Origin of the sequence: Kitasatospora cinereorecta, from assembly GCF_024172095.1 — a bacterium.
In the GTDB taxonomy this organism is placed as follows: domain Bacteria; phylum Actinomycetota; class Actinomycetes; order Streptomycetales; family Streptomycetaceae; genus Kitasatospora; species Kitasatospora cinereorecta.
Map to the genome: position 1 here is coordinate 1,151,588 of NZ_JAMZDX010000002.1, position 22,653 is coordinate 1,174,240.

The window sequence follows — 22,653 nt, forward strand, 5'->3', positions numbered from 1 at the left end:
GTCCGCGACACCAGTACGTGAACTTGAGGGAGGCGGTGTTTGCGATGGCGGAGGCGAAGGGCGTCCTGCTGCCGGCCTATGTGGTGGCCGACGAGTCTGGCTCGATGGCCCCGTACCAGCGGGAGCTGGGGGACGGGGTGGCCTCGCTGTGCGAGGGGCTGCGGGCGGAGCCGATGGTCGCGGCCAAGCTCCGGCTGGCCGTACTGGGCTTCTCCGACGACGTCCAGGTCCGGCTCGCGGTGGCCGACATGCGCACCGAGACCACGGTGCCCCGGCTGGTGATCCGCGGGGTGACCAACTACCGGGCCCTCTTCGAGGACCTGCTGGTGCGGATCCCCGGTGACGTGAAGTGGCTGCGCGGCGAGGGCTACCGGGTGCACCGCCCGGTGGTCTTCCTGCTCAGCGACGGCCAGCCCACCGACGGCTCGTCCTGGCACGCGCCGCACGCCGAGCTGACCGACCGGGACCGCACGCCGACGGCGCCGAACATCATCGCCTGCGGTCTCGGCGACGCCCGGGCGCAGACCATGGTCGACGTCGCGACCCGCCCTGAGTTCGCCTTCCTCGCCAAGTCCGGCACCGATGTCGGCCGGGCGATCTCGGAGTTCTTCCACTCGCTCACCATGAGCCTGGTGGCCTCCGGACACGCCCTGAACTCGGCCAACCCGCAGCTGGTGGTGAACCGGCCCGACCAGTTCACCATGGCCATCGACGAGGTCGGCCGGTGACGCCCGCCCGCCGGGGCGACCCGGACCCCGTGCCGCCGGCGGCGCCTCCGAGGCCCGCCGGGCCGCCCCCGGCTGCCGGGCCGGAGCTGGTGCCGTGGCAGCGAATCACCGTGGACGTGCCGGGCCTGGAGTTCGAGGCCCGGCCCCCCAGCCAGTACGCCTTCGACTTCCCCGACAGCGAATGCGAGGGCTGGTCCACCGACCGGCTCACCCTGCGGTTCGCCTCCGTCCGCGGCGCCAAGCACCGCTACTACCGTCAGCCGCGCCAGGACGCGGCGCGCGCCGCCGTGCACGAGGCCACTGGCAGCATCGTCTTCGCGGTTGCCGACGGCGTGTCCAGCGCCGCCGAGTCCCACCAGGGCGCTGTTGAGGCGTGCCGGGCCGCCGTCGAACGCATCCTGTACCTGCTCGACCGGGGCGCGGAGCGGCTGGACGGCGCCGACGTCGCGGCCCACGCCGCGGAACGGCTGCGCGAACTGGCGCGGTGGCGGCTCGGCGTCGCCGTGCCGCAGGCGGCTGAGGTGGCCCGGCTGTACGCGACCACCCTGGTGGCGGGGGTGGTCCGTGCCGCGGGCGACGCCCTGGAGGCCGAGGTGTTCCGGATCGGCGACTCCGGGGCGTGGCTCCTCGACCGGGCCGGCGGCGGCTATCACCCGCTGTTCGGCGGCAAGGCCGTACCGGGCACGCCGCTGGTCAGCAACGAGGTCTCCCCGCTTCCCCTGGTTCCCGACCGGCCGGAGACCGCCGTCGAACGGCTGGCCGAGCCGTGGACGCTGCTGGTCGGCACCGACGGGTTCGGCGACCCGCTCGGCGAGGGCGACGGCCGGGTCGGGGAGCTGTTCGCCAGTCAACTCGCCTCGCCACCCACGCCGTTGTGGCTCGGCCACGTGCTGGACTTCACCCGGGAGACATTCGACGACGACCGCACCCTGCTGGCGATCTGGCCCCGGGCCGAGGGAGCGAGGTGAGCGCGCGGCCGGCCGCCCCGGTCGAGTTCGCCACGCTTGCACTGGACGGGGAACTTGGCCGAGGAGGCCAGGGATCGGTCCACCGGGTGCGCAACAAGCGCATCAACGAGTCGGCGGCCGACGGCGGTTGGTCGGTCGTCTACAAGGAGTACGACCCCGCGGTGCTGCCGCAGGTGGACGCCGCCGCGCTGGCCGCCGCGGTCGCGCTGCCCGGGCGGTTGACCGGCGAACAGGGGCGCTGGCTGTGCGAGAAGACCGCCTGGCCGGCCGCCGTGGTCCGGCGCGGCAGACGGACGTGCGGGTTCCTGATGCGCGCCGTCCCCGACCGGTTCCACTTCACGCTCCGGACCCTGGCGGCCAGCAACCGAGGCTCGCCCCGGCTCGCCACCCTGGAGTACCTCCTCAACGGGGACGCCTACGTCGCCGGGATCGGACTGACCGTCACCGACCGGGACCGGCTGCTGCTGCTCGCCGACCTCGCGACCACCCTCGACCGGCTGCACCGCTTCGGTGTCGCCGTCGGCGACCTCTCGCCGAAGAACCTGCTCTTCGCCCTCGCGCCGCAGCCCGAGTGCTTCCTCATCGACTGTGACGCGGCCCGCATCGACCTTGCGACGGTGCTGCCGCAGGCCGAGACCCCGGACTGGCACGTTCCCGCAGGCGAGGAACGGGCGACACCGCACAGCGACACCTACAAGCTCGCCCTGCTCGCCGTCCGGCTCTTCGCTCGCGACCAGAGCACGACCGACCCGGCCGCGTTGGCGGCGATCGACCCGGCCCTCGGTGCCTTGGCCCGTGCCTCGCTCGGGACAGACCCAGCCGCCCGGCCGGCGCCCGCCGCCTGGGCCGAACAACTTGCCTCGGCGTCTGGCAAGTTGAAGCCCGGCCCCCGCGGGCCGAAAGGCGCCAGGGGAGCGAAGCCGGCCGGGCGAGCAAAGCCGAAGCAGCCGACCGGGTCGGCTACCCCGCGACCGCGCGTCAACAGCGGGGCAGGTTCGGCGGGTTCAACAGCGGGTGGCGCGGGAGTGGGCAGCGCGGCGGCCGGGGTCGGCAAGGTACTCGCCGCCGTGGCCGCCGTCGTGGCAGTGCTGCTGTTTGTGACCCACCGTGACGACTCCCACCCGGCCGGCGCCCGCTCGGCCGCCGACAGCCACCCGCTGACGGTCAGCCACCCCTCGCGCTCCGCCACCAGTTCGTACCGGACCCCGCCGCCCGATCCGACCCCCAGCAGCGCCCGCCCGAGAACCCCGACCCCGACCCCGACGCCCACACCCACCCCGACACCCACGCCCACCCCGAGCCCGAGTCCGACCGATCCGGTCGCCACCGCGGGCGTCGGCGACTGCTTCTTCGACACCGGGACCAGCGGTCACGCCGACCTCACCCCGACCACCTGCACCACCGGGACGTTCAAGGTCGTCCGGATCAACGAAGGCAGCACCGACCTGGACGGCTGCGCCAACGTGCCCGGCAACGACGAGAGCGTCAGCTCCAAGCGCTACTCGCGGGTCCTGTGCCTCAGTTACCAGAGTTCCGGCGGGGACTCTTACCACGCCCGGCAGGGCGACTGTGTCTTCGGGCCGAACGGCGCGGGCCCGTGGTCGCTGCTGTCCTGCCGGCCCGGCGCCTTCAAGGTCCTCGCTGCCTACCGCGGCACCAGCGACCACTCCAAGTGCGACAGCTGGCCCCACTACAACCAGTGGCGGACCGTCTCCGGTCCCAAGGGCGCCGACCAAGACGTCCTGCAGTGCTTGTCCATGGTGTTCCCCGATGACGCGGGCTACGCCACCGTCCGCGAATGCCTGTTCAAGTCGGGCTCCACCTTCACCAACGTCGGCAGCTGCGACCGCTCCAACGTCTACGTCACCGGACGCACCAGCACGCCGAACTACCCCGCGTTCTGCGGCCAGGACGCCTCCACCTACTGGCGCTCCAACGAGTTCCCCGACCTCGGCTACACCGTCTGCTGGCGCTGGCGCTGACCTCGCCGTCCGGCGACCGATCCACCATCCCACCGACAAAGTTCAAGGATCCGACATGGCATACCGCTACCGGTGCGGCGAGTGCGGCTTCAAGACCTCCTGGGGCACCGAGTCCCAGGGCGAGCGGGCGCAGATCGCGCACTACACCGACCGCCACCCCGGCCTGCGCCCCGGCGGAACGGTCGAGGCCAACACCAAGAATCCGGAGGGAGGCATCGGCTGCCTCGGCGTCCTCGCCGTGCTGTTCCTGCTGTTCGTCCTAGCCGTCGCGTGCAGCCGATGAACGGCGCCGACCCGAATACCGCGACCAGGAGGACATCATGACGAAGCATTACTGGAACCAGGCCCCGGCCGCACCGGCACCGCCCACCTGGCAGCAGACGCCACGCGCGGTGCCGCCCCAGCTCGGCCGCGGCGGCGGCGCGGTGCCGTCCGTGCCCGTGCAACCGGCTGCCGGGGCTGGCGCGCAGCCGCCGGCCGCGTCGGTGACGCCGCCCGGGGCGCGGGCAGCGCGCCGGAGAGTTGGGGTGCTGCGCCACTGGCGGCTGCTGGTGGCCTCAGTGGTGCCCTGTCTCCTGCTGGCCGGCATCGGGTGGTGGCTCTGGCCGCAACAGCCGACGGGCCTCCCTCCGCACATCGCCGAGGGGACCGTCGAGGCGGACCTGCTCAGCGCCGACGGCGTCAGCAAATTGGCCGGAACGACGGTGGTGGCCGGGCCCCAGTCGAACCGGCCCCACGCCCCGCTCGCCGTGACCCCGTCGGAATGCGCTGTCGCCGCCGGACCGACGACGCAGTCGGTCTACGGGCAGGCGTGGAAGGCGTTCCTGTCGGCGACCTACCAGGACGCCGCAGGCTCGGGCAGCTACACCGTCAGCCAGGTGATCGGCGTGTACCCGGACAGCGAGAGGGCAACCGCGGCCTTCCGCACGCTCGCCGACGGCCTCACCAAGTGCCCTTCCTCGACACTCACCGACCAGGCCGGACGTACCTCGAAGTGGGCCTACACGGCGCACGCGCCGTTCGCGGTCGTCGTCACGTGGAAGGCGACCCAGGACGGCGCCGCGGGCTGGGCCTGCTACCACCAGGCGCGAGTGAAGAGCACGAGCCTGGTGCAGGTTGCCGTCTGTCAGGCCGGTGACGGTGCGACGACCACCTCGAAGATCGCCGACGAGCTCGCCGGGAAGGTGACCGGATGACCCCGGCCCCGCGCAGGGCGGCCGCGCGCCGCCGGGGGATGCTGCCCCGCATCGTCCAGCTCGTCCTGATGGCGCTGCTGGCGCCGATCGTCGCCGCAGGGGTGCAGACGATCGCGGCGTCCGACGCCGTGGCGGCTGCGGCACCGGCGGGCACGCTCGCCCCCGTTCCCCTGGTGGCGCCCGGGGGCTTCGAGGCCGCCCTGGCGACCCTCTTCGAGGAGATCGACAAGGCGAACCGGCAGGCCGCGGAGATGGCGCAGCAGGAGAAGGAGGTGACGGCCGAGGCGGAGCGGATCACCAAGGAGTCCGCCGCCATACGCGACAGCAAGACCGCGCTCAACACCAGAGTCGCCGCGGTGAACCAGGAGATCAGCGGCCACGACGAACGCGCGAAGGCCCTGGAGGGCAAGATCGCCGCCCACAACGCCAAACCGAACAGGTTCGAACTACCGGCGCAGGCGGCCGCAGCCAATGCCTACGACGCCGAGGCGCGCCAACTGGAGGCCGAGAAGAGCCAGGAAAACGCCGTGGAGGACAAGATCCAGGGCGAGGAGAGCCAGATCAAGCAGGAGGCTTCCCAGGTCGACGCCAGGTCGTCCCAGCTCGACGCCGCAGCCAAGGCCAATGATACGAAGGCCGACGGACTCAGGACGAAGGCACAGCAGCTCCAGTCCCAGAGCCAGCAACTGCTCGCGCAGATGGCGCAGGTGGTCCAGAGTTTCGCCTCTGCTCCGTCGAACCCGGCGGCCGCGATGGACCAGGGCGGGGACGCGCCCGCTCCGGCCCCGCAGGCCGGCAGCCGGTCCGTGAGCCAGGACGAGGACACGGACGACACCCCCTACCGGCAGCCTCGGGCCTCCGCACTGAAGCAGTACGCGAAGCAGAGCGGGACCACCGTCGACATGCGACCGGGCACGGCGTACTTGACACCCGAAGCCGTCCGGCGGCTCTCGGCCGCGCAGGCGGCGGCGCTCGGCAGCCCGGCCGTCACCTACGACGGGTTGGTCCGCAAGCCCAACGGGCACTACACGGCGCTGCGGGTGCGAGCGCCCGGAGCTGCCGCCCTCCCGGCCCCGGCGCCGGAGGTGGTGGCATCCGGCGGGCTCGCTGTTTACCAGGCCGGCGAGCAGCGCGTCGTCGACGAGGTCACGTCCGTCGAGGAAGCGCCGAGCCTGTCCCAGCCCGGCCCCGCGAACCCGGCGTCCCCCGATTCCGATTCCGATCCCGCCGACTGCCGGAGCGGTTTCGGTGGCGGATGGCGCACGTACCTGCCGGTCGACCGGTCCGGCCGTGCCCAAGGCGCGGAGGCGTGCCTCACCAAGGACTTCATCGACAACAACAAGGGAACCGCGCCTGACACCAAGACGGTGGCTCCACCCGCATACCTCTGGGCGGCGATATACGCGTCCGGCCTCGGCGACCGGCCTGCCAAGTTCTGGCGCAACGCCTGCCACCTGTTGGCCGGTTCGCTCGGTGGCTCGGGCACCAGCTACGACAATCTCGCCACGTGCTCCCGTACAGCGAACTCCACGAACATGGGGGGATCGCCGCCTCACCACGCCAGGAACATGGCCGGCTACGAGGATGAAGTCCGGAAGCTGCTGAACAATGAGGTCGGCGTGGTCGTCCACTACACCGTGACCGCGGAGTACGACGGGACAAGGGTGGTCCCGACGCAATTCCACATGCAGGCCACCAAGTACACGCCCGGCGTCGGGGCGGTGAAACTCTTCGACAACTACGTCCCCAACGACATCTTCAGCCTGAAGGACCAGCAGTGGCACAACATGGGCAAGGACGCCCCGACCGAATGGGAACCGTAGAAATGAGCGACGAACAGAGCCGGGTGGCTTCCGTGGTGACGGACCTCGCGAAGGAACTGACGGTCATCGGGCCGACCCGCGGCGACGTCATCGACTGGAACGCGGCCGAGGCGGTGTACGGTCGGCCCTTCCCGGCCGACTACCGGGCCTTCGTGGCACTGATCGGCCACGGCTCGATCGAGGAGATGGTGGGAATTCGCCTGCCCGCCGCAACTTCTGAAGAGTCATATCAGAACAAGGTTTCACCGCTCGCACCTCACGCGCTCGCCGACGCGACCATTGACAACTGGGCTGCTCCCGTCCAAGCCGGGGAGTACCGCCTGGAGGACCTGCTCATCTGGGGAGAGACCGCCGCGGCCGACACCTTCGCCTGGATTGCCACTGATTCGGATCCCGACCGGTGGCCGGTCGCGGTGTACTCGCGCTTCGAACTCGCCTGGTCCGTGTACCCGGGCGGAATGGCCGAATTCCTGCTCCGGCTGCTGCGTGACGGGTTCGAGGAGTGGCCGATCAGCGACACCTCCGTACGAGGTGTCACCCGGCCGCGATTCCTGCATGACCAGGACGAGGAAGCCGCGTGGGAGTCGGGGACCAACCCTTGGGAATGACTGCTGGCCTGTCCGCCGCCCCCGGTGCCTTTGGGTGCCGGGGGCGGCCCGCTGCGTGCGGGCCACGACCCGGCAGCTCCCATGGGGTGGTGAAGTTCTTGTCGATGAGCAGCTGCAGGACGTTGATGTGGAATGGGAGTCCAGTGCTGTGACCGGGATGGTTCACGGGCGTGGCGGTACGGTCCTCGCGTGGCTGAACTGCCCGGTGGCCCGGACGCGCTGGTGGTGCGCACCGACTTCTCCTCTCCGCCATGCGCGCAACCTAGCCGCTTCTATCGCTTGGCCGAGATCATTCAGCTGGCAGCAGGCTGGCGGCATCCTCGGTCAGGAACTGGCGGGCGCCGCGCAGGGCCGTGTGCAGCCGACTCTGGGTGGCTCGGCTGTCGAGGCGGACGTCGAGCGCGCCGGGGCGTGGGCTGTTTGCGCGCAGGCCTGCGCGTAGACGGGTGGCGTCGAGTCCGTCGCGTTGGGCGATGAGGACGCCGAGTTCGTGGCGGCTCACGGCATCGGGTCCTGCGAGGTGGAGGAGTCCGCCTACGTTGCGGGTGGCGAGTTCGAGGAGGGCGGCGGCCAGGTCGGCGACGTGCACGGGGCAGCGGATGTCGTCGCTGAACAGGACGCCGTCGCGGGTGCCGGCCGCGAGGTCGTGGACCAGGGCGACGTGGTTCGAGCGCTGGTCGCCGATGATCAGCGATGTTCGGGCCACGACGGCGTCGGGCTGGACGAGAAGGACCCCGGTCTCGGCCGCGGCCTTCGCCGCGCCGTAGGGGGTGAGCGGGTCCGGGAGGCTGGATTCGTCGTAGTGGATGCGGGTGCCGGAGAACACCGCGTCGGACGAGACGTGGATCAGCCGGCTGCCGTGTCGAGCTGAGGCGAGTGCCACGCGGATGGGCCCCTCGGCGGTGACGGCCCAGTCGGCCCCGCCGCTCGCCGCGTTGATGACCACGCGCGGCTTCACCTCGGCCATGACGGCCTCGAGGCGGCCGGGGTCCCGCAGGTCGAGCGCGTGCCAGGGGATGCGGGGGGCGTCGCCGGGCCGGGTGGTAAAGGTCGCGGCCACCAGGATTCCTGCCGATGCCGCCTGGCGGACCAACTCGGTGCCCAGGAATCCGCTGCCGCCGATGATCAGGATCGTCACGCCATGACGGTAGACGAGAAGCGGGCCCAACTCTGCCGGTTCCGGTGGAACTTCACCGGGGCGAGGCGCCGATCTGCCCGCCTGGTGCCGTCCGTGCGGTCACGTGCGGCGGCCCCCGGCAGACATCTGCTCCCCGCCGAGGGCCGCCGCGCCGATGGTGTGGTCAGGCCGCCTCGTCACCGCGACCAGCGAAACCTCCGCGCTTGCCGCAACATGCCGGCGGCTTGACCTGTCGGCAGCCCGTCCAGGGTCACCAGCGTCCGGTCTCGAACCTGGCCTCGTTCGGGCTGTCCGTCGGCCATGGTGGTGTAGTCACCGCGACCACCTGGAGTCCCGCTGTTCCTGCCCGGAACTGAAACGTCGTGCCGAGCGGAATGGTGAGGCATGTGCCTGGCTCCAGAACCGTCACTTCCTCGTAGTCGTCCTGCCGGCGCCACATCTCTCCCGCCCCCGAGACGGCGAACCAGATCTCCTCCACGGTCGCATGGGAGACCGCTCTCGCAGTCTGCCCCGGCGCGAGTTCGAAGTGAGCGAAGCTTGCGACCCCGGGAAGCGCACACAGCGGCCGTACCGCAGAGCCGTCCGGCGCGGTTACCTCTGGAGCCTGGTCGAGATGTCCGGTCGTGAAGCGTTCAGTCATGGACTCGAAGGTAGGGCACACAGCCCCGCGCTGACTGTCTGTCGGTGCGTTCCTCAAGTGCGTGGCCCTCCAGCTCGATCCAGCTCGACGACATCGCCGGTGTCAGCCTCGTCCCACGCCGTGAGCGCGGCCAGGCGCTGCGCGAGAACCTCACTGGACGCCGCCTATTGCGGCCGGCGAGGAAGGCCCTGGTCCAACTCGTCACCGAGAACCGGCACCGGGCCGCCACCCCGGCTATCGCCGCCGACGGCGCCACCTCCGACGCGGTCGGCACCGTGCGTGCTGCAGCCTTCCGCGACTCGGGTCCGAATGGCCCGCACCGTGTGGGAGCTGTCCCGGGAGGGTGCCTGGCTGTTCCGGATCCGGTCGGTCCGAAGGTCCAGCAACCCAAGGAGGAGGCACGGACCTGCGTGGCAACACTCGGGGTAGCACGTCAGCATGAACGAGCAGGAGCCCTGGACGATCGAGCGGATCAGTCAGGCCCTCGGCGCGCCCGCGCTTACCGCCCGGTTCCTCGGCGAGATCAACCGGACGCCGGCCGGCTGGCTCCTCGAGGTGTTCGATCGCTGGCAGAACATCGCCGAGCGACTGCAGGACAGCGCGCAGCGCGGCCGGGAACTCCTCGCCGTCGGCGAGCTGGCCGGCGCGGGTGCGGACTGGCGGGACATCACCGACAAGGTCGCTGCGGCCGCAGCCCGCATCCAGGCCCGCGTCGCCTGAGCCGCGCGCCTCACCGCCGCCCGCCCCGGTCGGCCGTTCGCCGAGACCGAGACAGCTGGGCTCACCACCATGCCCTATAGGCTCCAGATCACCGCCGACCAGCAGCACGCCTGGGACCAGCTCCTGCAGGCGGCCAGCGAGCAGCTCACCCTCGCGCTCGCCCGCGTCATCGACGACCCGTACGGAACCACCGAGCCCTACGACAGCGACGACCAGGACGACGTCATGCGCCAGCTCGTCCTCTCCGACCTCGTCACCGCGCTGCTCGTCGTCGACGCCACCAAGACGGTCCGCATCATGCAGATCATCTACCTGGGCTGAACGACTTTGCCGTTCAGCATGGCAGGATCGGGATCCGCCGGCAACGGGAACCAGGGCCGGGCAGCTGCGAGCAGAGCAAGGGAAGTGAGCCGATGCGTCTCGCCCTCCTCCAGCCCCCGGCGTGGCTGCGGGAAGGCCCGGCCGATTCGCTGGCTCGGGCTCTGACCGTGGCGCGCATCAACTTCGGCGATCTCCTGCGCGCCCATATCCGGCAAGGTACGCAGCTGGGGCTTCGATCCTCCGAGATCCTGCACCGCGGCCCCCTCCCGGACGAGCTCATCACCGAGATCGTCCGCGACCACCTGCGCCGGACGGCCCCCGCGGCCTTCCTCCTCGACCACCACCCGCTGAACGCTGCCCAGGCACTGGCTCTGGACGAACTGCTCCACGAACTCGGCACACCCCTCGACAAAGTCGTGCACCTTCGCCTTCCCACGGAGGAAGTCGAACGTCGTGTCCGCCACCAGTCGGCCCGTCGTCTCTGCCGGAGCGACCCGACCCACCACCACAAGCCATCGGCGGGCACCCACGCCCTCGACGCCTGCAACATCTGCGGCGGTGAGCTCTACCAGCGCGAGGACGACACCGAGAAGAACATCCGCGGCCGCTTCAGCCGACACGAAGCAACGGTGGCGCCCATCAGCCACTACTACGCCAGGCAGGGCCGACTCGTCGTGGTCGACGCGGTCGGCACGCCCGATGAGACAGCCGGGCGCGTGCTCAGTGCACTGCGCTGGCACGGCCACTGACGTCGGCTCGAAGGCGCTGCCAGACTGGTCCGCGTTCGGGGCCAGGCGTCTTACAACTCTCGCGTCGAGGTGCAGCGGAACGAACGGCGGGCTGCTGGGCGCGCGATCAGGTGCTCAGTAGCCCGACCCGCCGCCGTCCGGATCGCCGCCGCCCTCGAGCAGCACGAGTTTGGGCCGCGGCGGCCGCTGGCTGACCACGATGTGCCGCACGTCGTCCTCGTGCCCGGACAGCTCCTCGGCCGCCCACTCCGTCGGCCGCTCCCGGCTGCTGTCGTTCATGCTCGCCACCGCCTTCCCGCGCGCGGCAGGGGAGGGGAGCGTATCCCGGCACCGAGGTGGGGGCAGGCCCGCGGGCCGGAGTCGGCTGGTGCCGCCTTTGATGCGCCCACACCTTGGGCGCCCCGGTGCGCCGCTGGCCGTTCCCGCCGCTGCCGCAGGATGCGGCACTCGTTGTTCGCCGACCTGTAGCAGGCCACCGCGCCGGTCGGGCCGTCGCGGTGGCTGTACAGATCAGTTGACCGGCGGTCCCGGGTTGACCGGGTGAGCGTGGCTGCCCGGCTCGGGCGGGAGCAGCCGGACCGCGTTCACTGGTGACCTCGTGGTCAGCGGCTCGCCGATCATCAGCTCGGGGTCAGCCGCGATCGGGGTGGCGTAGCCGTTGTCATGGACCGCCCAGCCAACCAGGTCCTCCACGTAGTCGGGCTGGCCGTCATCCTGCGCGTAGACCGCTCGCCAGCCGGCACCCGGCAGCGCCGCCACGACGGGCCGATCACCCGGGACCAACGCCACGAAGTTGTCGAACTCCCGCGCCGGCACCAGCCTGCCCGCGGCCTCGTCGACGATCAGCGCCAGACCGTTTTCGTCCCATCGTGTTACCGGGACGAGCCTGCCGGGCTGCTTCGTCTCCCGCTCCTCGGCTGTCTGGAACCTCGCCAGCCACCCTGTCGGACTGCTTGCCACCTCAGCCTCCTATCCTCGAGGAAGCCAACCTCCCGGAAGCCTCTTCGGTTACGCCGCAGCCGACCGGATCGCCTCCACTGTGTCCCGGGCCGTCCCGCTGAGTGCGTAGCGCGGGCCGGCCAGGATCCCGGCGAGCCGGTGCACGCGCTTCACGATTCATGAGGTCTGCATCTCCGGCGGCAGGGACAGCACCGGTCCCACGGCCGCGGCGGCGCCTGCGACATCGCCGAGGTGCACCCGGGCGGCGGCCGAGGTGGTCGTCTTCTACGGTGAGGGTGCGGCCGTTGACGGTTTCGGCGACGAGACGGCCGGAGGGGTCGTGGCGGCGGGTCAGTTCGGCGGCGGGCCCCGGGCCGGGCGTCACCCATCGCGCCCGTCCGAACACCCCGGGGAGAAGGGCGCGTCAGAGTGGCGCCGCAGCACACGGATTGACACCTGTACCCGCCTCTGGGCCGGCCACCGGCGTAGCCGGGGCCGGGTAGACACAGTCGCCTGTCGCTTCCCGCACACCGTCGGGATGCCACGGGCCGGCTGCCGCGCCCGCGCCCGGGCGGCCCTGGGCGCGGACGCGGCAGGCACGATCAAGCGGCCCACAGCACCGCCCACGAGTCGGCGCGCGTCACCCCGCTCTCGTCCAGCCAGCCGTGCGCCTGGAAGGAACACCACCCGCGAGTGACGCTGTTCGTGTTGTCGTACCACGTTCCCTTACCCTCGTCGGTCGGGCCCGCGTGGGTGCCGCCCCGGTAGGCGGTGGAGTCGACCATCTGCCAGGTGCGGTTGCCGTCGCAGCTCCTCCAGAGCTGTGTGTAGATCCGAACGTCGGTTGCGTGCGGAACGGCGTCAGCTTCCGTGTACGCACTTATCGTGTTGTAACCGGGCGTCAACCCCACGCACGCCGTGATCGCCCAGGCTCCCCAGTGGGTCGGGGCCGCGCAGTACGAGCTGGCATGGGCGGTGCCCGCGGCCGTGACGGTGGCCGCGCCGGCCAGTGACAGGGCGGCGGTTGAGAGCGCGGCCGTGCGTCGAATGTTCCGGAGCCTGAGCATGGGTGGTGTCTCCTCAACTCTCAGCCGATGGTGGCGTCCGGGCCCCGTGCCGGGCCGGGCCGAGCCAATGATCGATGCCCGGCACCCACCGCCGCTACGCGCCTTTGCGCCACAACCCAAGGGTTCCGGAACCGCACACGCCGCGGGCGGGAAGGTCAGACCACGCCGAGGAGGGTGGCCGTGAGCATCACGGCCCTCCTTGCCGAGAACGACCACGACCTGTTCTTCGACATCGCGGTGCCGATCCACCAGCACCCCGACGCCATGTCGGACTACCGCTGGCGCAGCTGGGGTACCGAGCACGGGGAGGACGAGTACCGCTGCCACTACGAGCCCGACGGCAACCGCCCCGCGCTGCTGACCACCACCGTTGTCCGGATCCCCGCCGCCGACTTGGCGCTGCCCGCACCGGTCGGCCGGCCCGGTGACCACCAAGCCGACGGCCACTCACGGCTGACGGTGACTGCCTGGCGACCGGTCCGGGTAGGTAGGGCTGCGGAGGGGAGAGGACATGGAACATGAGGACAAAACCGATGGATCGCGACAAGCCACCGAGTCCACCATCCAGGTAACCAGGGGCCCAGGGGAGCCGACTGTAGTCGGCAGTATTCCCGAAACGGTCAGCACCGTGCTCGGTTCGGGGGCTGCGATCGGGGCCGCAGTGAAGTGCGCGGCCGACGTGGCGAAGACCGCCCTGACCGAGCGGGGTGAGACGCGACGGGAACAGCTCCGCCAGGACGGGGAGACCGAGCGCGCGCGGATCGCGAAGGCAGCCGCCGCGCCCGAGTCAGAGGTGGCCGCCGAGCAGGCGGAGACGCCGGAGAACGACGCACGGTACACGCCGGGATGATCTTCCAGTCGGGCCCTGGACGAGTAGTTCCAAAGTCGGTTGGTGAGCGGGTGAGAGGTCGGCCGGTGGTCGGGTCGTGCCAGATCGCGCAGGTCATCGCCAACAGCCGCTGGCCAGCGTGTGCGCCGACACCTCGATGGCGCCATGATCGGTGCGGCCTCTCGACCGCAGACCAGGACAATCCTTTGATTGCCGCTGGAGAGCCCTCATTCGTCAAATTCGGCCGATCTTTCGATCAGGCCGGACAGCCATTTTGGAGGGTTCTCGATCTGCCTGATGAAGTTATGAAATCTTGCCCTGTCACTCTCGAGCAGATTGAGAATAAGCGCCGCCGCACCCGACGGCGCCGCGGCGTCCCTGTACAGTTGCCAAAGGCCCGTGCGAGCAGCGGCCGAACACGCGGCGTCGAGTTCTTCATCTTCCCCGCACAGGCATCGCCAGATGGTGCTCAGAAGCTCGTGGCGCGCTGCAGGCTGGAGCTCCTCACCCAATGCGGCCACCATCACCGAGACGGCTACCGGTGTGACCGCGAAAAGGAGCGGCGCACTTTAAACATGCCCGGAAAGGTCGGGTAGAAAATACTTATCCGAGGTCGCCGAGATTATCGTCCGCAAGAAATTGGCCAGATGACCGGCTGGGCGGCCGCACCCGCAAGTATATGAGTTCCAGTCGATTCGGTCGATTTCCATCAGTGACAGTCTCAATTAATCCGCCCTGGTAATCGATGTTGCTGCCGTGTGCCGGCAAATCGCAAGGGAGCTTGGAGTAGATCGGCTGTCGACCTACAACCGCGGCATGGTGAACACCTCGTCACCACGGCGGGCCGAACAAACAGCGGACGCGATCAACCATGACAGCGCCGCAACCGGCCGGTCGTCGGCCCTGCCCACTGGGACTGGCCCTCCAGTTCGACGTGATGGTGGCACGAGAATCTGCGAACCTGTCGGCTTCCGGCGATCACCACGTCGCAGCCCGGGATCAGTGCGGAGACGACCTCCGCCCATTGCCGGCCCGGGTAGTCCGCCGGCAGCGCCCGCCGGATGTCCTGCCCGAACCCCTGATGACGATCCCCGAAAGCGGTCACCGCGGACTCGGGCGTTGGACGGACCTGCTCACCCGGAATCCCACCTGCGGGCGGCGGGCCTGGGGACGTCATACGCCTGGGCCTGCCCATCGGTCAGATCGCCGCCAGGGCCCGCCGACCGGTCCAAGGCGCGCAGCCCATCGCGGGTCGAAAGCAGCTCCAACGAGGCGGGTCGGACCGAACACTCAACGACGGGCGGCCGCGCGCCCCTCGAGGGGTGCGCCCGCTACCGGGTGTCGGCGTACTCGTTTGAGTGCTCCAGTCCGCACGGATCTTTAGGCACCAGTCAGGTGTAGACGTTGCGTCCGTACTCCTCGCCGCTCACCTGGAAGTCGTCCGGCCGGTCGCGGCGGAGCTCCTCATATCGCGCCCCGAAGACATCGATCGCCTCGTGGAGCGTGCAGCCGGACGTGTCCATGATCGCCTTGAGCGCCAAGACGATCTGATGGTCCAGGATGCGGCGGTCTACGCTCTCGGGCAGCTCTTCCACGCGTTGACCGTACCGAGAGGCGTTCGGCTGCGCCGGTCAATTTCACCTGGCAAGCCGTCGAGATCGGAGCGGAAGCCCTGTACCGCCTCGTCGGCAGCGGGAGCCCGGTCGGCCGGGTCAGCCGCCGGGTCAGCCGGGGGAGCCGGTCCAGATGACGTCGCGGCGCTTCGAGCCGTCGCCGTGGTCGAACTGGACCGAGATGGTGTTCGTCGAGCCATTGGGCAGGGCGTACACCTCCTGGGCGGTGACCGACTGGCCGGGGTCGAGGGAGGCGGGGATCCGGCTGATCCGGCCCGAGATGTCGACCAGGGGGAAGAGCAGTTTGTCGTTGGCGTCCTTGACGAAGAGCAACTGCGAGCCGCGCAGCGAGAGCGGCGTCGAACCGGTGTTGACCACGGTGACGGCGAGAACGACGACCTTTGCGTTCTCGGGGGCTTTGGACAGGGACTCGTCCGGGGTGAACGGTTGCGGAGCCGCCAGGCTGATCTTCAGCCCGGTCTCCTCGTACGTGTAGGACCCGCCGAACGACAGCCTTCGGGCCTGTTCGTCCGCGGCCCGCTGCTGCTTCTCGGCCTCGAACTGTGCGAGCTGCCGCGCCACCTCGTCGCGCTGCCGCGCCGTTTTGGCGTCGGCGGCGGCCGTCGCGGCGCGCTGCTCCTGCCTGAGGTTGTGCACCTGCACCGCGACGAGCACCCCGCTGGCGATCGAGACGAGGAGCCCGACGGCACCGAGGATCACACCTGTGAGGGCAATGCCGCGGTTGTTGGCCAGGCCCTTTCGGACGTGGCTCAGCGCGACGGCGCCGAGGATGACGGCCAGCAGCGCCGGGAGCCAGGCGAGCCAGAAGAAGGCGATCATCAGCGCGAGGACGGTGCCGACGATCCCGAGCGTCATGGCCGCCACGCCGAGCCCGTTGCGGGGCTGCGGTGCGGGCTGCGGGAACGGCCAGTACGGCACGCCCGTGCCCGCCCCCGCAGTCATGTCCGGACGCGGCACCGGACCCGGCACCGGACCTGGGACCGGACCTGGGATCGGGGCCGGGTCCGGTATCGCCCCGGGAGCGGGCGGCGCCCAGGGGTTGACAGCGGCCGGATCCCCGGCGGCCTGCGGGGTGCCGGGCTGGACGGGTTCGGTCATGCGGCGGTCCTTCGGGTGGATCGGGCCGTGAACGGATGTTCAGGTCGAATCCCGCAGTCTGCCTGACGAACAACCAGATGGCGACTCGTTTCTCCGCAGGTCGGAAGCGGTTCAGCTCCACGTGCGCGGGTCGGTGCCGTACTGGCCGAAGTGTCCTCGGGCCAGCGGCCCAGTTGGCTCCCGGCCGGGGTTCCAGCGGTGGGTGGTCCGTGGCCGCAGTGTGGCGACCGGCGGTGGGGATTCCCCTGTTGTCGGTCGCCACACTGCGGGTCGGGCCGCCTATTCGCGGGCGAGCATGGCCTGGGCCTCGGTCTCCAGGTCGATGTACGGTTCGCCGCTGACGTCGACGGCGACGCGGTGCAGGGTGCCGCCGGTGAAGAACCAGGGGGCGGTGCCGGGGTAGTGGTCGGTGACGGGTTCGCCGGAGTCGCGGCCGACGACCAGGCCCTCGCCGGCCAGGGTGAACCGGCCGGCCTGGGTGCGGATGCGGCGCTCGCCGACCTTGTGGTCGCCGTGGTAGAGGCTGAGGATGCCGGTGGCGCTGCCGGGCGAGGCCTCGCCGTCCTTCTCGAAGGCGGCGGCGAGGATCAGCTTCTCGCCGGTGGGCAGGTCCTCGCCGGCGCTGACCACCTGGTGCTCGATGCCGAGGAAGTTGTAGACGTAGTGCAGGCGGTTGTCGCGGACGTACAGGGCGTGCCCGCCGAACCGGCCGCCGTGCGCGAACAGCACGCCGGAGGCGCCGGGGCCCGGCAGGTCGACCAGGGCGCCGATCGCATAGGAGCGGTTGCGGATGTTCACCGCGACGGACTCGGGCACCTCGGAGCTGCCGGGCCGGTACACGTAGCGTTCGCGCGGCGGGGTGAGCTGCGGGCGGGGGGTGGAGAGGATCTCCAGGGCGGAGCGGTCGTCCAATGGGAGGGCCTGGTTGACGCCGGCCTCGTAGAACCAGAGGCCGATCAGTTCGGCGAGCCGGGCGGGTTCCTGGGCGGCGAGGTCGTTGAGTTCGGCGCGGTCCTCGTCGGTGTGGTAGAGCTCCCAGGTGTCCTGGCCGTAGTGGCCCCAGCCGCTGATCGCGGGGTGGGTGGTGACGGCCTTCCAGCCCTGGTGCCAGATGCCGCGGGTGCCGAGCATCGAGTAGAACTGCGTGGTGCGGGCCGACGGCAGCGCGGCGGCGTCGAAGGAGTACCGCATGCTGATGCCCTGCAGCGGGGTCTGGACGTGGCCGCGGACTCTCTCCGGCATCTCGATGCCGATGCAGTCCAGCACGGTCGGCACGATGTCCACTGCGTGGTGGTACTGCGTGCGGACCTCGCCGCGGGCGGCGATGCCGGCCGGCCAGGAGATGATGCACGGGTCGCAGGTGCCGCCGTTGAACGAGTACCGCTTCCACATCTTGAACGGCGTGTTGAAGGCCATCGCCCAGCCGTTCGGGTAGTGGCCGTACGTCTCGACGCCGCCGATCTTGTCGATCATCGCCATGTTCTCGGCGATGTCGTCGGCTACGTTGTTGAAGAACTTGTTCTCGTTGACCGAGCCGTTCGGGCCGCCCTCGCCGGAGGCGCCGTTGTCGGACACCACCACGAAGATCGTGTTGTCGTACTGTCCGATGTCCTCCAGATAGGCGATCAGCCGGCCGACCTGGTCGTCGCAGTGCGACAGGAACCCGGCGTACGCCTCCGCCATCCGCGCGAACAGCCGCCGCTCGTCCGCGCTCAGCTCTGCCCAGGGCCGGGTGTAGTCCAGCGCCGGGAACGGCTCCCCACCCGGGCCGGTCCGGGTCTGCGGCGTGCCGATCGGGTTCAGCGGCGGCAGTTCGGTGTTCTCCGGCACCAGGCCCAGCCGCTTCTGACGGGCCAGGATCTGCTCCCGCATCGCCTCGTAGCCCTCGTCGAAGCGGCCACGGTAGCGGTCGATCCACTCCTGCGGCGCCTGGTGCGGGGCGTGCGCGCAGCCCGGTGCGTAGTACAGGAAGACCGGCCGCTCGGGCGCGATCGCCTTGACATCGTCCAGGTACTGGATCGCCTTGTCGGTGATGTCGGTGCCGAAGTGGTAGCCCTCCTCCGGCGTGGCGGGCTGCTCGACGGGGTGGTTGTCGTGCACGAGGTCCGGGAACCACTGGCTGCTCTCCGCGCCGAGGAAGCCGTAGAAGCGGTCGAAGCCGCGGCCGAGCGGCCAACTGCGCCGGGTGGAGGCGAGGTTCATCTCGTTCTCCGGGCACAGGTGCCACTTGCCGGTGATAACGGTGGAGTAGCCGCGTTCGACCAGGATCTCGGCCAGGGTCGCGCACTCGGGCGGGATGTGGCTGTTGGCGTTCGGGAAGCCGATGGCGGCCTCGCTGATGCACGCCATCCCGTTGGTGGTGTGGTTGCGGCCCGTCAGCAGCGCCGAGCGGGTGGGGGAGCAGAGGGCGGTGGTGTGCCACTGGGAGTAGCGCAGGCCGTCCCCGGCGAGCCGGTCGATGTTGGGGGTCTCGATCGGCCCGCCGTAGCAGCTCATCGCGCCGAACCCGACGTCGTCCAGCACGATGTACACCACGTTCGGCGCGCCCTGCGCCGCCCTCGGCTGCTCGAACGGTGCCCAGTCCGGCACCGAGTCGCGCACGTCGAGGTTCACCACTCCGCGAAATGTCGAGGCCACAGGTCCCGCCTTCCACCCGCACGCGCGCACCACGAACCGGTGTGCGCTCCTGGCAGCCATGCTCGACCGGCGCCCGCCGGTCGGCCGGGCGGCTCGCGGGGCGGTGGGCCGACCGGGTGAGGGCTCGTCGGGCAGGCGGCGGGGCCCGCTCAGCGCATGACGCAGCGAAACCCGAGGTGGCAGGTCGCGGTGTCCTCGGTCTGCCCCTGCCGGGCCGCGGGCCGGTAGCGCAGGCAGTAGTTCGGCGCGCACAGGTGGGAGCCGCCCTTGGTCACCCGGCGGGGGAAGCGTTCCGGCAGCTGTCCGTCCGGGAGGTCCGGCGATGGGGCGACGGTGGGCGCGGCGTCGACGCGCGGGTTGCGTGGCGCGCAGCATGCGGCGGGCGCGGGGTCGGGATGGTGGTCGGTGTAGTGGTCGGCGGTCCATTCCCAGACGTTGCCCGCCATGTCGTACAGGCCGTAGCCGTTGGGCGGGTAGGAGCCGACCGGCGACGTCCCGGGGCCGGGGTCGTTCCTCCCGGCGGCCAGGTACTCCCACGGGAACCGGCCGTGCCAGGTGTTCGCCATCCGGCGGCCCCTGGGCGCGACATCGTCACCCCAGGGGAAGACCGCACCGGCGAGGCCGCCGCGGGCCGCGTACTCCCACTCCGCCTCCGTGGGCAGGTCCTTGCCGGCCCAGGCGGCGTAGGCGCGGGCGTCCTCGTGGGCGACCTGGGTGACCGGATGCCGCTCGCGACCGTTCAGGGTGCTGCCCGCACCCTGCGGGTGGCGCCAGGACGCGCCGGGTACATAGCTCCACCACCGACGCCAGTCGTCCAGGTCGACCGGACCGCGGGTGCCGTGGAAGACCAGCGCCCCCGGCACGAGACCGGCCGGATCCGCGCCCGGGTAGTCGGCCGGATCGAGCGGCCGCTCCGCCACGGTGACGTAGCCGGTCGCCTTCACGAATCGGCGGAACGCGGCCACGGTGACCGGATGTTCGTCCATCCAGAAGCCGTCGACCGACACCGGGTGCACCGGCCGCTCCTCCGGATAGAAGTCCTCGGAGCCCATCAGGAAGGAACCGCCCGGGATCCACACCACACCCCGGGCCGGCGCCGCGGACGGGCGCTGCGCAGTCGTCGTCACGGCACCGACGGTGCACCACCTCCGGCCGGTGCACCCCGACGACACGCCCGGACGACGGTCAGTCGAGCGGCACGGTTACGGCCAGCTTGCCGATGACCGTGCCGTCCAGCAGGTGTCGGACGGCTGCCGCGGCCTCCGTGAGCGGATATGCGCGGTCCACGACCGGGCGGATCGCCCCCGCGTCGATGAGCGTGGTCAACTCGCTCAGCCCGTCGGCGTGTTCGGACGCGATGAAGGTGCCCAGGTGTCGACGGACGAACGGGGAGAGCAGCTGTGCGCGCAGCTGGCGGTCGGTGCCGCCGAGCAGCCGACCGTCCGTCTCGCCGCCGGTGATGACCAGCCGTCCGCGGGGCGTCAGGGCGCGGCAGAGGTCCCGCAGGTTGCGGTTGCCGGCGATGTCGACGATGGCGTCGTAGCGCTGCGGACCGGCGAGGAAGTCCTCCCGGGTGTAGTCGATCACGCGGTCGGCGCCGAGCGCCCGTACGGCGTCGAGCTTGCGGCTGCTCGCGACCGCCGTGACGTGGGCGCCCAGGTGGTGGGCGAGCTGGACGGCGAAGGTGCCCACGCCGCCGGCCGCTCCGGTGATCAGAACCTGCTGACCGGGCCGGATCCGGCCCTTGTCGCGCACCGCCTGGAGGGCGGTGAGCCCGCTGATGGGCACCGTGGCTGCCTCCTCGAAGGTGAGTCCGGTCGGCTTGGGGGCGATCCGGTCGGCGCGGGCGGCGGCGAATTCGGCGAACGCCGCGGGCGCCGTCCCGTAGACCTCGTCGCCGGGAGCGAACCCGGTCACGTCCGGGCCGATCCGCTCGACCACACCGGCGACGGTGCGGCCGGGGTTGGGGAGTTTCGGCCGGCGCATCCCGCTCACCGGCCGGACCGCGTACGGCAGGCCGGCCATCAGGTGCCAGGTGCCCCGGTCGACGCCGGCGGCACGCACCCGGACCAGCACCTCGCCGGGCCGGAGTTCGGGGCGGGGAAGCCGTCCCGTGCGCAGCACGGCCTCCGGCCGGGTGTCGTAACGCTCCTGTACGACGGCTGCCATCGTCTCGATCCCGCCCTCGGCGGCGATCGGCGCACCTGCATCTCTGTCGGTCATGGTGCTCGTCCCTCTCCAGCGTACTTACGGCGTAAGTAGCTACTTACGCCGTAAGTAGAGCACTTACGGCGTAAGCTCGTCAACGGCGACAAGGTCGGAACGAAGAGAGAAGGAGCTGCCCGCAGTGACCCGAGGCACCACCCCGCAGCGGGACCGTCCGCCGCTCACCCGCCGGCGGGTCCTCGAGGCCGCCGTCGAACTGGCCGACGCCGGCGGCCTGGAGACGCTCTCCATGCGCAAGCTCGGCGAGGCCGTCGGAGTGGAGGCCATGTCCCTCTACAACCACGTCGCCAACAAGGAGGACCTGCTCGACGGCATGGTCGACCTGGTCTTCGCCGAGGTGGACCTCCCCGAGCCCGGCCGCGAGTGGCGACAGGCGATGCGGGAGCGGGCCGTCTCCATGCGCGACGTGCTGTCCCGCCACCGCTGGGCGATCGGACTGATGGAGTCACGCTCCGCCCCGGGCTCGGCCACCCTCCGCCATCACGACGCCGTCCTCGGTTGCCTGCGCCAAGGGGGCTTCTCCCTCACCCTGACCGCTCACGCCGTCTCGGTCCTCGACAGCTACATCTACGGCTTCGCCCTCCAGGAGAAGGCGCTGCCCTTCGAATCCCCGGAAGAGACAGCCGAGTTGGCCGCCGCCATCCTGAGCGGCACCGGGGCCGGCGAGTACCCGTACCTCACCGAGATCGCCACATCCCACGTCATGCGCCCCGGCTACTCCTACGCCGACGAGTTCACCTTCGGCCTCGACCTCATCCTCGACGGCCTCCAGCGGGCGGCGAGCTGACAGTTCGTTGGTGGAGGTCCGCACTCCGGCTCGGGCGCGTCCTTCACGACTGGCCAGTCGTTGCACGTCGACGGCGGCTGGATTCTCCACTGACCGCCGACACCACAGAGACAGGAAGAGCACCATGCAGCATCGAGTCCGCGCCGTCCTCCTCACCCCGAACAACACCATGCTGCTGATCAAGCGCATCCGCCCCGGCATCGACCCGTACTGGGTGATCGTCGGCGGAAAGATCGAACCGACCGACACCAGTCCCGAGGACGCCCTCCGGCGCGAGGTCCGCGAGGAGATCGCCGGCGAGACCCGGATCATCGGCCTCCTCCACACCCTGCAGACTGACGAGGAACGCCAGGACTTCTACCTCGCTGCCATCGACAAGTGGAGCTTCGAGGACCGCACCGGTCCCGAGTTCAGCCAGGAAGGCCGCGGCGAGTACCTCTTGGAGGAGATCCCCCTCACCACCGAGGCCCTCGAGGCGATCAACCTTCTGCCCCAGGAGATCGCCGCCGTCCTCCGCGAGGCCGTCGAGCGCGGCGAACTCCTCGCTGTCAGGTGACAGACGG

Annotated in this window: 25 protein-coding genes and 1 pseudogene; 14 read left to right on the forward strand and 12 right to left on the reverse strand. The window is 70.7% G+C overall.

The annotated features are described in order from the left end of the window. Positions 1 to 44 precede the first annotated feature (44 nt). The 7 genes from FHR36_RS12125 to FHR36_RS12155 all read left to right on the forward strand — a co-directional run bounded on the left by FHR36_RS12125 (position 45) and on the right by FHR36_RS12155 (position 7,305). Positions 45 to 728, forward strand: coding sequence for a vWA domain-containing protein (locus FHR36_RS12125; RefSeq protein WP_253796302.1), 684 nt, complete (start codon positions 45 to 47; stop codon positions 726 to 728). 89 nt (positions 729 to 817) lie between these two features. Next, on the forward strand, positions 818 to 1,696 hold the full coding sequence (locus tag FHR36_RS12130) for a protein phosphatase 2C domain-containing protein (RefSeq protein WP_253796303.1): 879 nt from the start codon (positions 818 to 820) through the stop codon (positions 1,694 to 1,696). A gap of 86 nt (positions 1,697 to 1,782) precedes the next feature. Continuing rightward, on the forward strand, positions 1,783 to 3,678 hold the full coding sequence (locus FHR36_RS12135) for an LppU/SCO3897 family protein (protein WP_253796305.1): 1,896 nt from the start codon (positions 1,783 to 1,785) through the stop codon (positions 3,676 to 3,678). Positions 3,679 to 3,733: 55 nt separating this feature from the next. Then, positions 3,734 to 3,961: a hypothetical protein gene (locus FHR36_RS12140; RefSeq protein WP_253796307.1), complete on the forward strand. Its 228-nt coding sequence runs from the start codon at positions 3,734 to 3,736 to the stop codon at positions 3,959 to 3,961. Between the two features lie 37 nt (positions 3,962 to 3,998). Then, positions 3,999 to 4,874: a sensor domain-containing protein gene (locus FHR36_RS12145; protein WP_253796310.1), complete on the forward strand. Its 876-nt coding sequence runs from the start codon at positions 3,999 to 4,001 to the stop codon at positions 4,872 to 4,874. Continuing rightward, entirely contained in the window at positions 4,871 to 6,697 is a 1,827-nt protein-coding gene (locus tag FHR36_RS12150) for a DNA/RNA non-specific endonuclease (RefSeq protein ID WP_253796313.1), read from the forward strand. Before FHR36_RS12145 ends, FHR36_RS12150 begins: the two co-directional genes overlap by 4 nt. 2 nt (positions 6,698 to 6,699) lie before the next feature. Continuing rightward, entirely contained in the window at positions 6,700 to 7,305 is a 606-nt protein-coding gene (locus FHR36_RS12155) for a hypothetical protein (protein ID WP_253796316.1), read from the forward strand. 289 nt (positions 7,306 to 7,594) lie between these two features. On the opposite strand, the gene FHR36_RS12160 is transcribed toward FHR36_RS12155, so the two are convergent. Then, the gene (locus tag FHR36_RS12160) at positions 7,595 to 8,443 is read right to left on the reverse strand and encodes an SDR family oxidoreductase (RefSeq protein WP_253796319.1); all 849 of its coding nucleotides are present in this window, start codon (positions 8,441 to 8,443) and stop codon (positions 7,595 to 7,597) included. A 250-nt stretch (positions 8,444 to 8,693) separates the two neighbouring features. After that, entirely contained in the window at positions 8,694 to 9,083 is a 390-nt protein-coding gene (locus tag FHR36_RS12165; protein ID WP_253796321.1) for a cupin domain-containing protein, read from the reverse strand. A 438-nt stretch (positions 9,084 to 9,521) separates the two neighbouring features. On the opposite strand from FHR36_RS12165, the gene FHR36_RS12170 reads away from it, so the two are divergent. The 3 genes from FHR36_RS12170 to FHR36_RS12180 all read left to right on the forward strand — a co-directional run bounded on the left by FHR36_RS12170 (position 9,522) and on the right by FHR36_RS12180 (position 10,873). Further along, positions 9,522 to 9,803: a hypothetical protein gene (locus FHR36_RS12170; RefSeq protein WP_253796323.1), complete on the forward strand. Its 282-nt coding sequence runs from the start codon at positions 9,522 to 9,524 to the stop codon at positions 9,801 to 9,803. Between the two features lie 69 nt (positions 9,804 to 9,872). Beyond that, entirely contained in the window at positions 9,873 to 10,124 is a 252-nt protein-coding gene (locus FHR36_RS12175) for a hypothetical protein (RefSeq protein ID WP_253796325.1), read from the forward strand. Positions 10,125 to 10,216: 92 nt separating this feature from the next. Continuing rightward, positions 10,217 to 10,873 carry an adenylate kinase family protein gene (locus tag FHR36_RS12180; protein ID WP_253796327.1) on the forward strand — a complete coding sequence of 219 codons (657 nt, stop codon included), beginning with the start codon at positions 10,217 to 10,219 and terminating at the stop codon, positions 10,871 to 10,873. 114 nt (positions 10,874 to 10,987) lie between these two features. On the opposite strand, the gene FHR36_RS12185 is transcribed toward FHR36_RS12180, so the two are convergent. The 3 genes from FHR36_RS12185 to FHR36_RS12195 form a co-directional block, all read right to left on the reverse strand. Beyond that, positions 10,988 to 11,152 (reverse strand): hypothetical protein, encoded by a 165-nt coding sequence (locus FHR36_RS12185; RefSeq protein ID WP_253796328.1) that lies wholly within the window; start codon positions 11,150 to 11,152, stop codon positions 10,988 to 10,990. Between the two features lie 231 nt (positions 11,153 to 11,383). Beyond that, positions 11,384 to 11,833, reverse strand: a complete 450-nt coding sequence (locus FHR36_RS12190; protein WP_253796330.1) for a hypothetical protein — start codon at positions 11,831 to 11,833, stop codon at positions 11,384 to 11,386. 581 nt (positions 11,834 to 12,414) lie between these two features. After that, the gene (locus FHR36_RS12195; protein WP_253796332.1) at positions 12,415 to 12,879 is read right to left on the reverse strand and encodes a hypothetical protein; all 465 of its coding nucleotides are present in this window, start codon (positions 12,877 to 12,879) and stop codon (positions 12,415 to 12,417) included. A gap of 180 nt (positions 12,880 to 13,059) precedes the next feature. Between FHR36_RS12195 and FHR36_RS12200 the strand changes: the two genes are divergently transcribed. Further along, positions 13,060 to 13,401, forward strand: a complete 342-nt coding sequence (locus tag FHR36_RS12200; protein ID WP_253796333.1) for a hypothetical protein — start codon at positions 13,060 to 13,062, stop codon at positions 13,399 to 13,401. Continuing rightward, positions 13,391 to 13,729, forward strand: coding sequence for a hypothetical protein (locus FHR36_RS12205; protein ID WP_253796336.1), 339 nt, complete (start codon positions 13,391 to 13,393; stop codon positions 13,727 to 13,729). The genes FHR36_RS12200 and FHR36_RS12205 overlap by 11 nt, the downstream gene beginning before the upstream one ends. A 43-nt stretch (positions 13,730 to 13,772) precedes the next feature. Here FHR36_RS12205 and FHR36_RS40505 read toward each other — a convergent pair. The 7 genes and pseudogenes from FHR36_RS40505 to FHR36_RS12235 all read right to left on the reverse strand — a co-directional run. Then, a pseudogene (locus FHR36_RS40505) lies at positions 13,773 to 13,862 on the reverse strand (IS982 family transposase); the annotation flags it as partial. A 73-nt stretch (positions 13,863 to 13,935) separates the two neighbouring features. Continuing rightward, positions 13,936 to 14,220, reverse strand: a complete 285-nt coding sequence (locus tag FHR36_RS12210; RefSeq protein WP_253796339.1) for a hypothetical protein — start codon at positions 14,218 to 14,220, stop codon at positions 13,936 to 13,938. A gap of 879 nt (positions 14,221 to 15,099) precedes the next feature. Next, on the reverse strand, positions 15,100 to 15,303 hold the full coding sequence (locus FHR36_RS12215; RefSeq protein ID WP_253796341.1) for a hypothetical protein: 204 nt from the start codon (positions 15,301 to 15,303) through the stop codon (positions 15,100 to 15,102). Between the two features lie 129 nt (positions 15,304 to 15,432). Beyond that, positions 15,433 to 16,440, reverse strand: a complete 1,008-nt coding sequence (locus FHR36_RS12220; RefSeq protein WP_253796342.1) for a DUF4190 domain-containing protein — start codon at positions 16,438 to 16,440, stop codon at positions 15,433 to 15,435. A 279-nt stretch (positions 16,441 to 16,719) separates the two neighbouring features. Beyond that, positions 16,720 to 19,056 carry an arylsulfatase gene (locus tag FHR36_RS12225; RefSeq protein ID WP_253796343.1) on the reverse strand — a complete coding sequence of 779 codons (2,337 nt, stop codon included), beginning with the start codon at positions 19,054 to 19,056 and terminating at the stop codon, positions 16,720 to 16,722. Between the two features lie 170 nt (positions 19,057 to 19,226). Then, positions 19,227 to 20,204: a formylglycine-generating enzyme family protein gene (locus FHR36_RS12230; protein ID WP_253796344.1), complete on the reverse strand. Its 978-nt coding sequence runs from the start codon at positions 20,202 to 20,204 to the stop codon at positions 19,227 to 19,229. A 58-nt stretch (positions 20,205 to 20,262) separates the two neighbouring features. Then, positions 20,263 to 21,300 (reverse strand): NAD(P)-dependent alcohol dehydrogenase, encoded by a 1,038-nt coding sequence (locus FHR36_RS12235; protein WP_253796346.1) that lies wholly within the window; start codon positions 21,298 to 21,300, stop codon positions 20,263 to 20,265. A gap of 124 nt (positions 21,301 to 21,424) precedes the next feature. On the opposite strand from FHR36_RS12235, the gene FHR36_RS12240 reads away from it, so the two are divergent. Further along, positions 21,425 to 22,090 (forward strand): TetR/AcrR family transcriptional regulator, encoded by a 666-nt coding sequence (locus FHR36_RS12240; RefSeq protein ID WP_253796347.1) that lies wholly within the window; start codon positions 21,425 to 21,427, stop codon positions 22,088 to 22,090. Between the two features lie 124 nt (positions 22,091 to 22,214). Next, positions 22,215 to 22,646 (forward strand): NUDIX hydrolase, encoded by a 432-nt coding sequence (locus FHR36_RS12245; RefSeq protein ID WP_253796348.1) that lies wholly within the window; start codon positions 22,215 to 22,217, stop codon positions 22,644 to 22,646. Positions 22,647 to 22,653 lie beyond the last annotated feature (7 nt).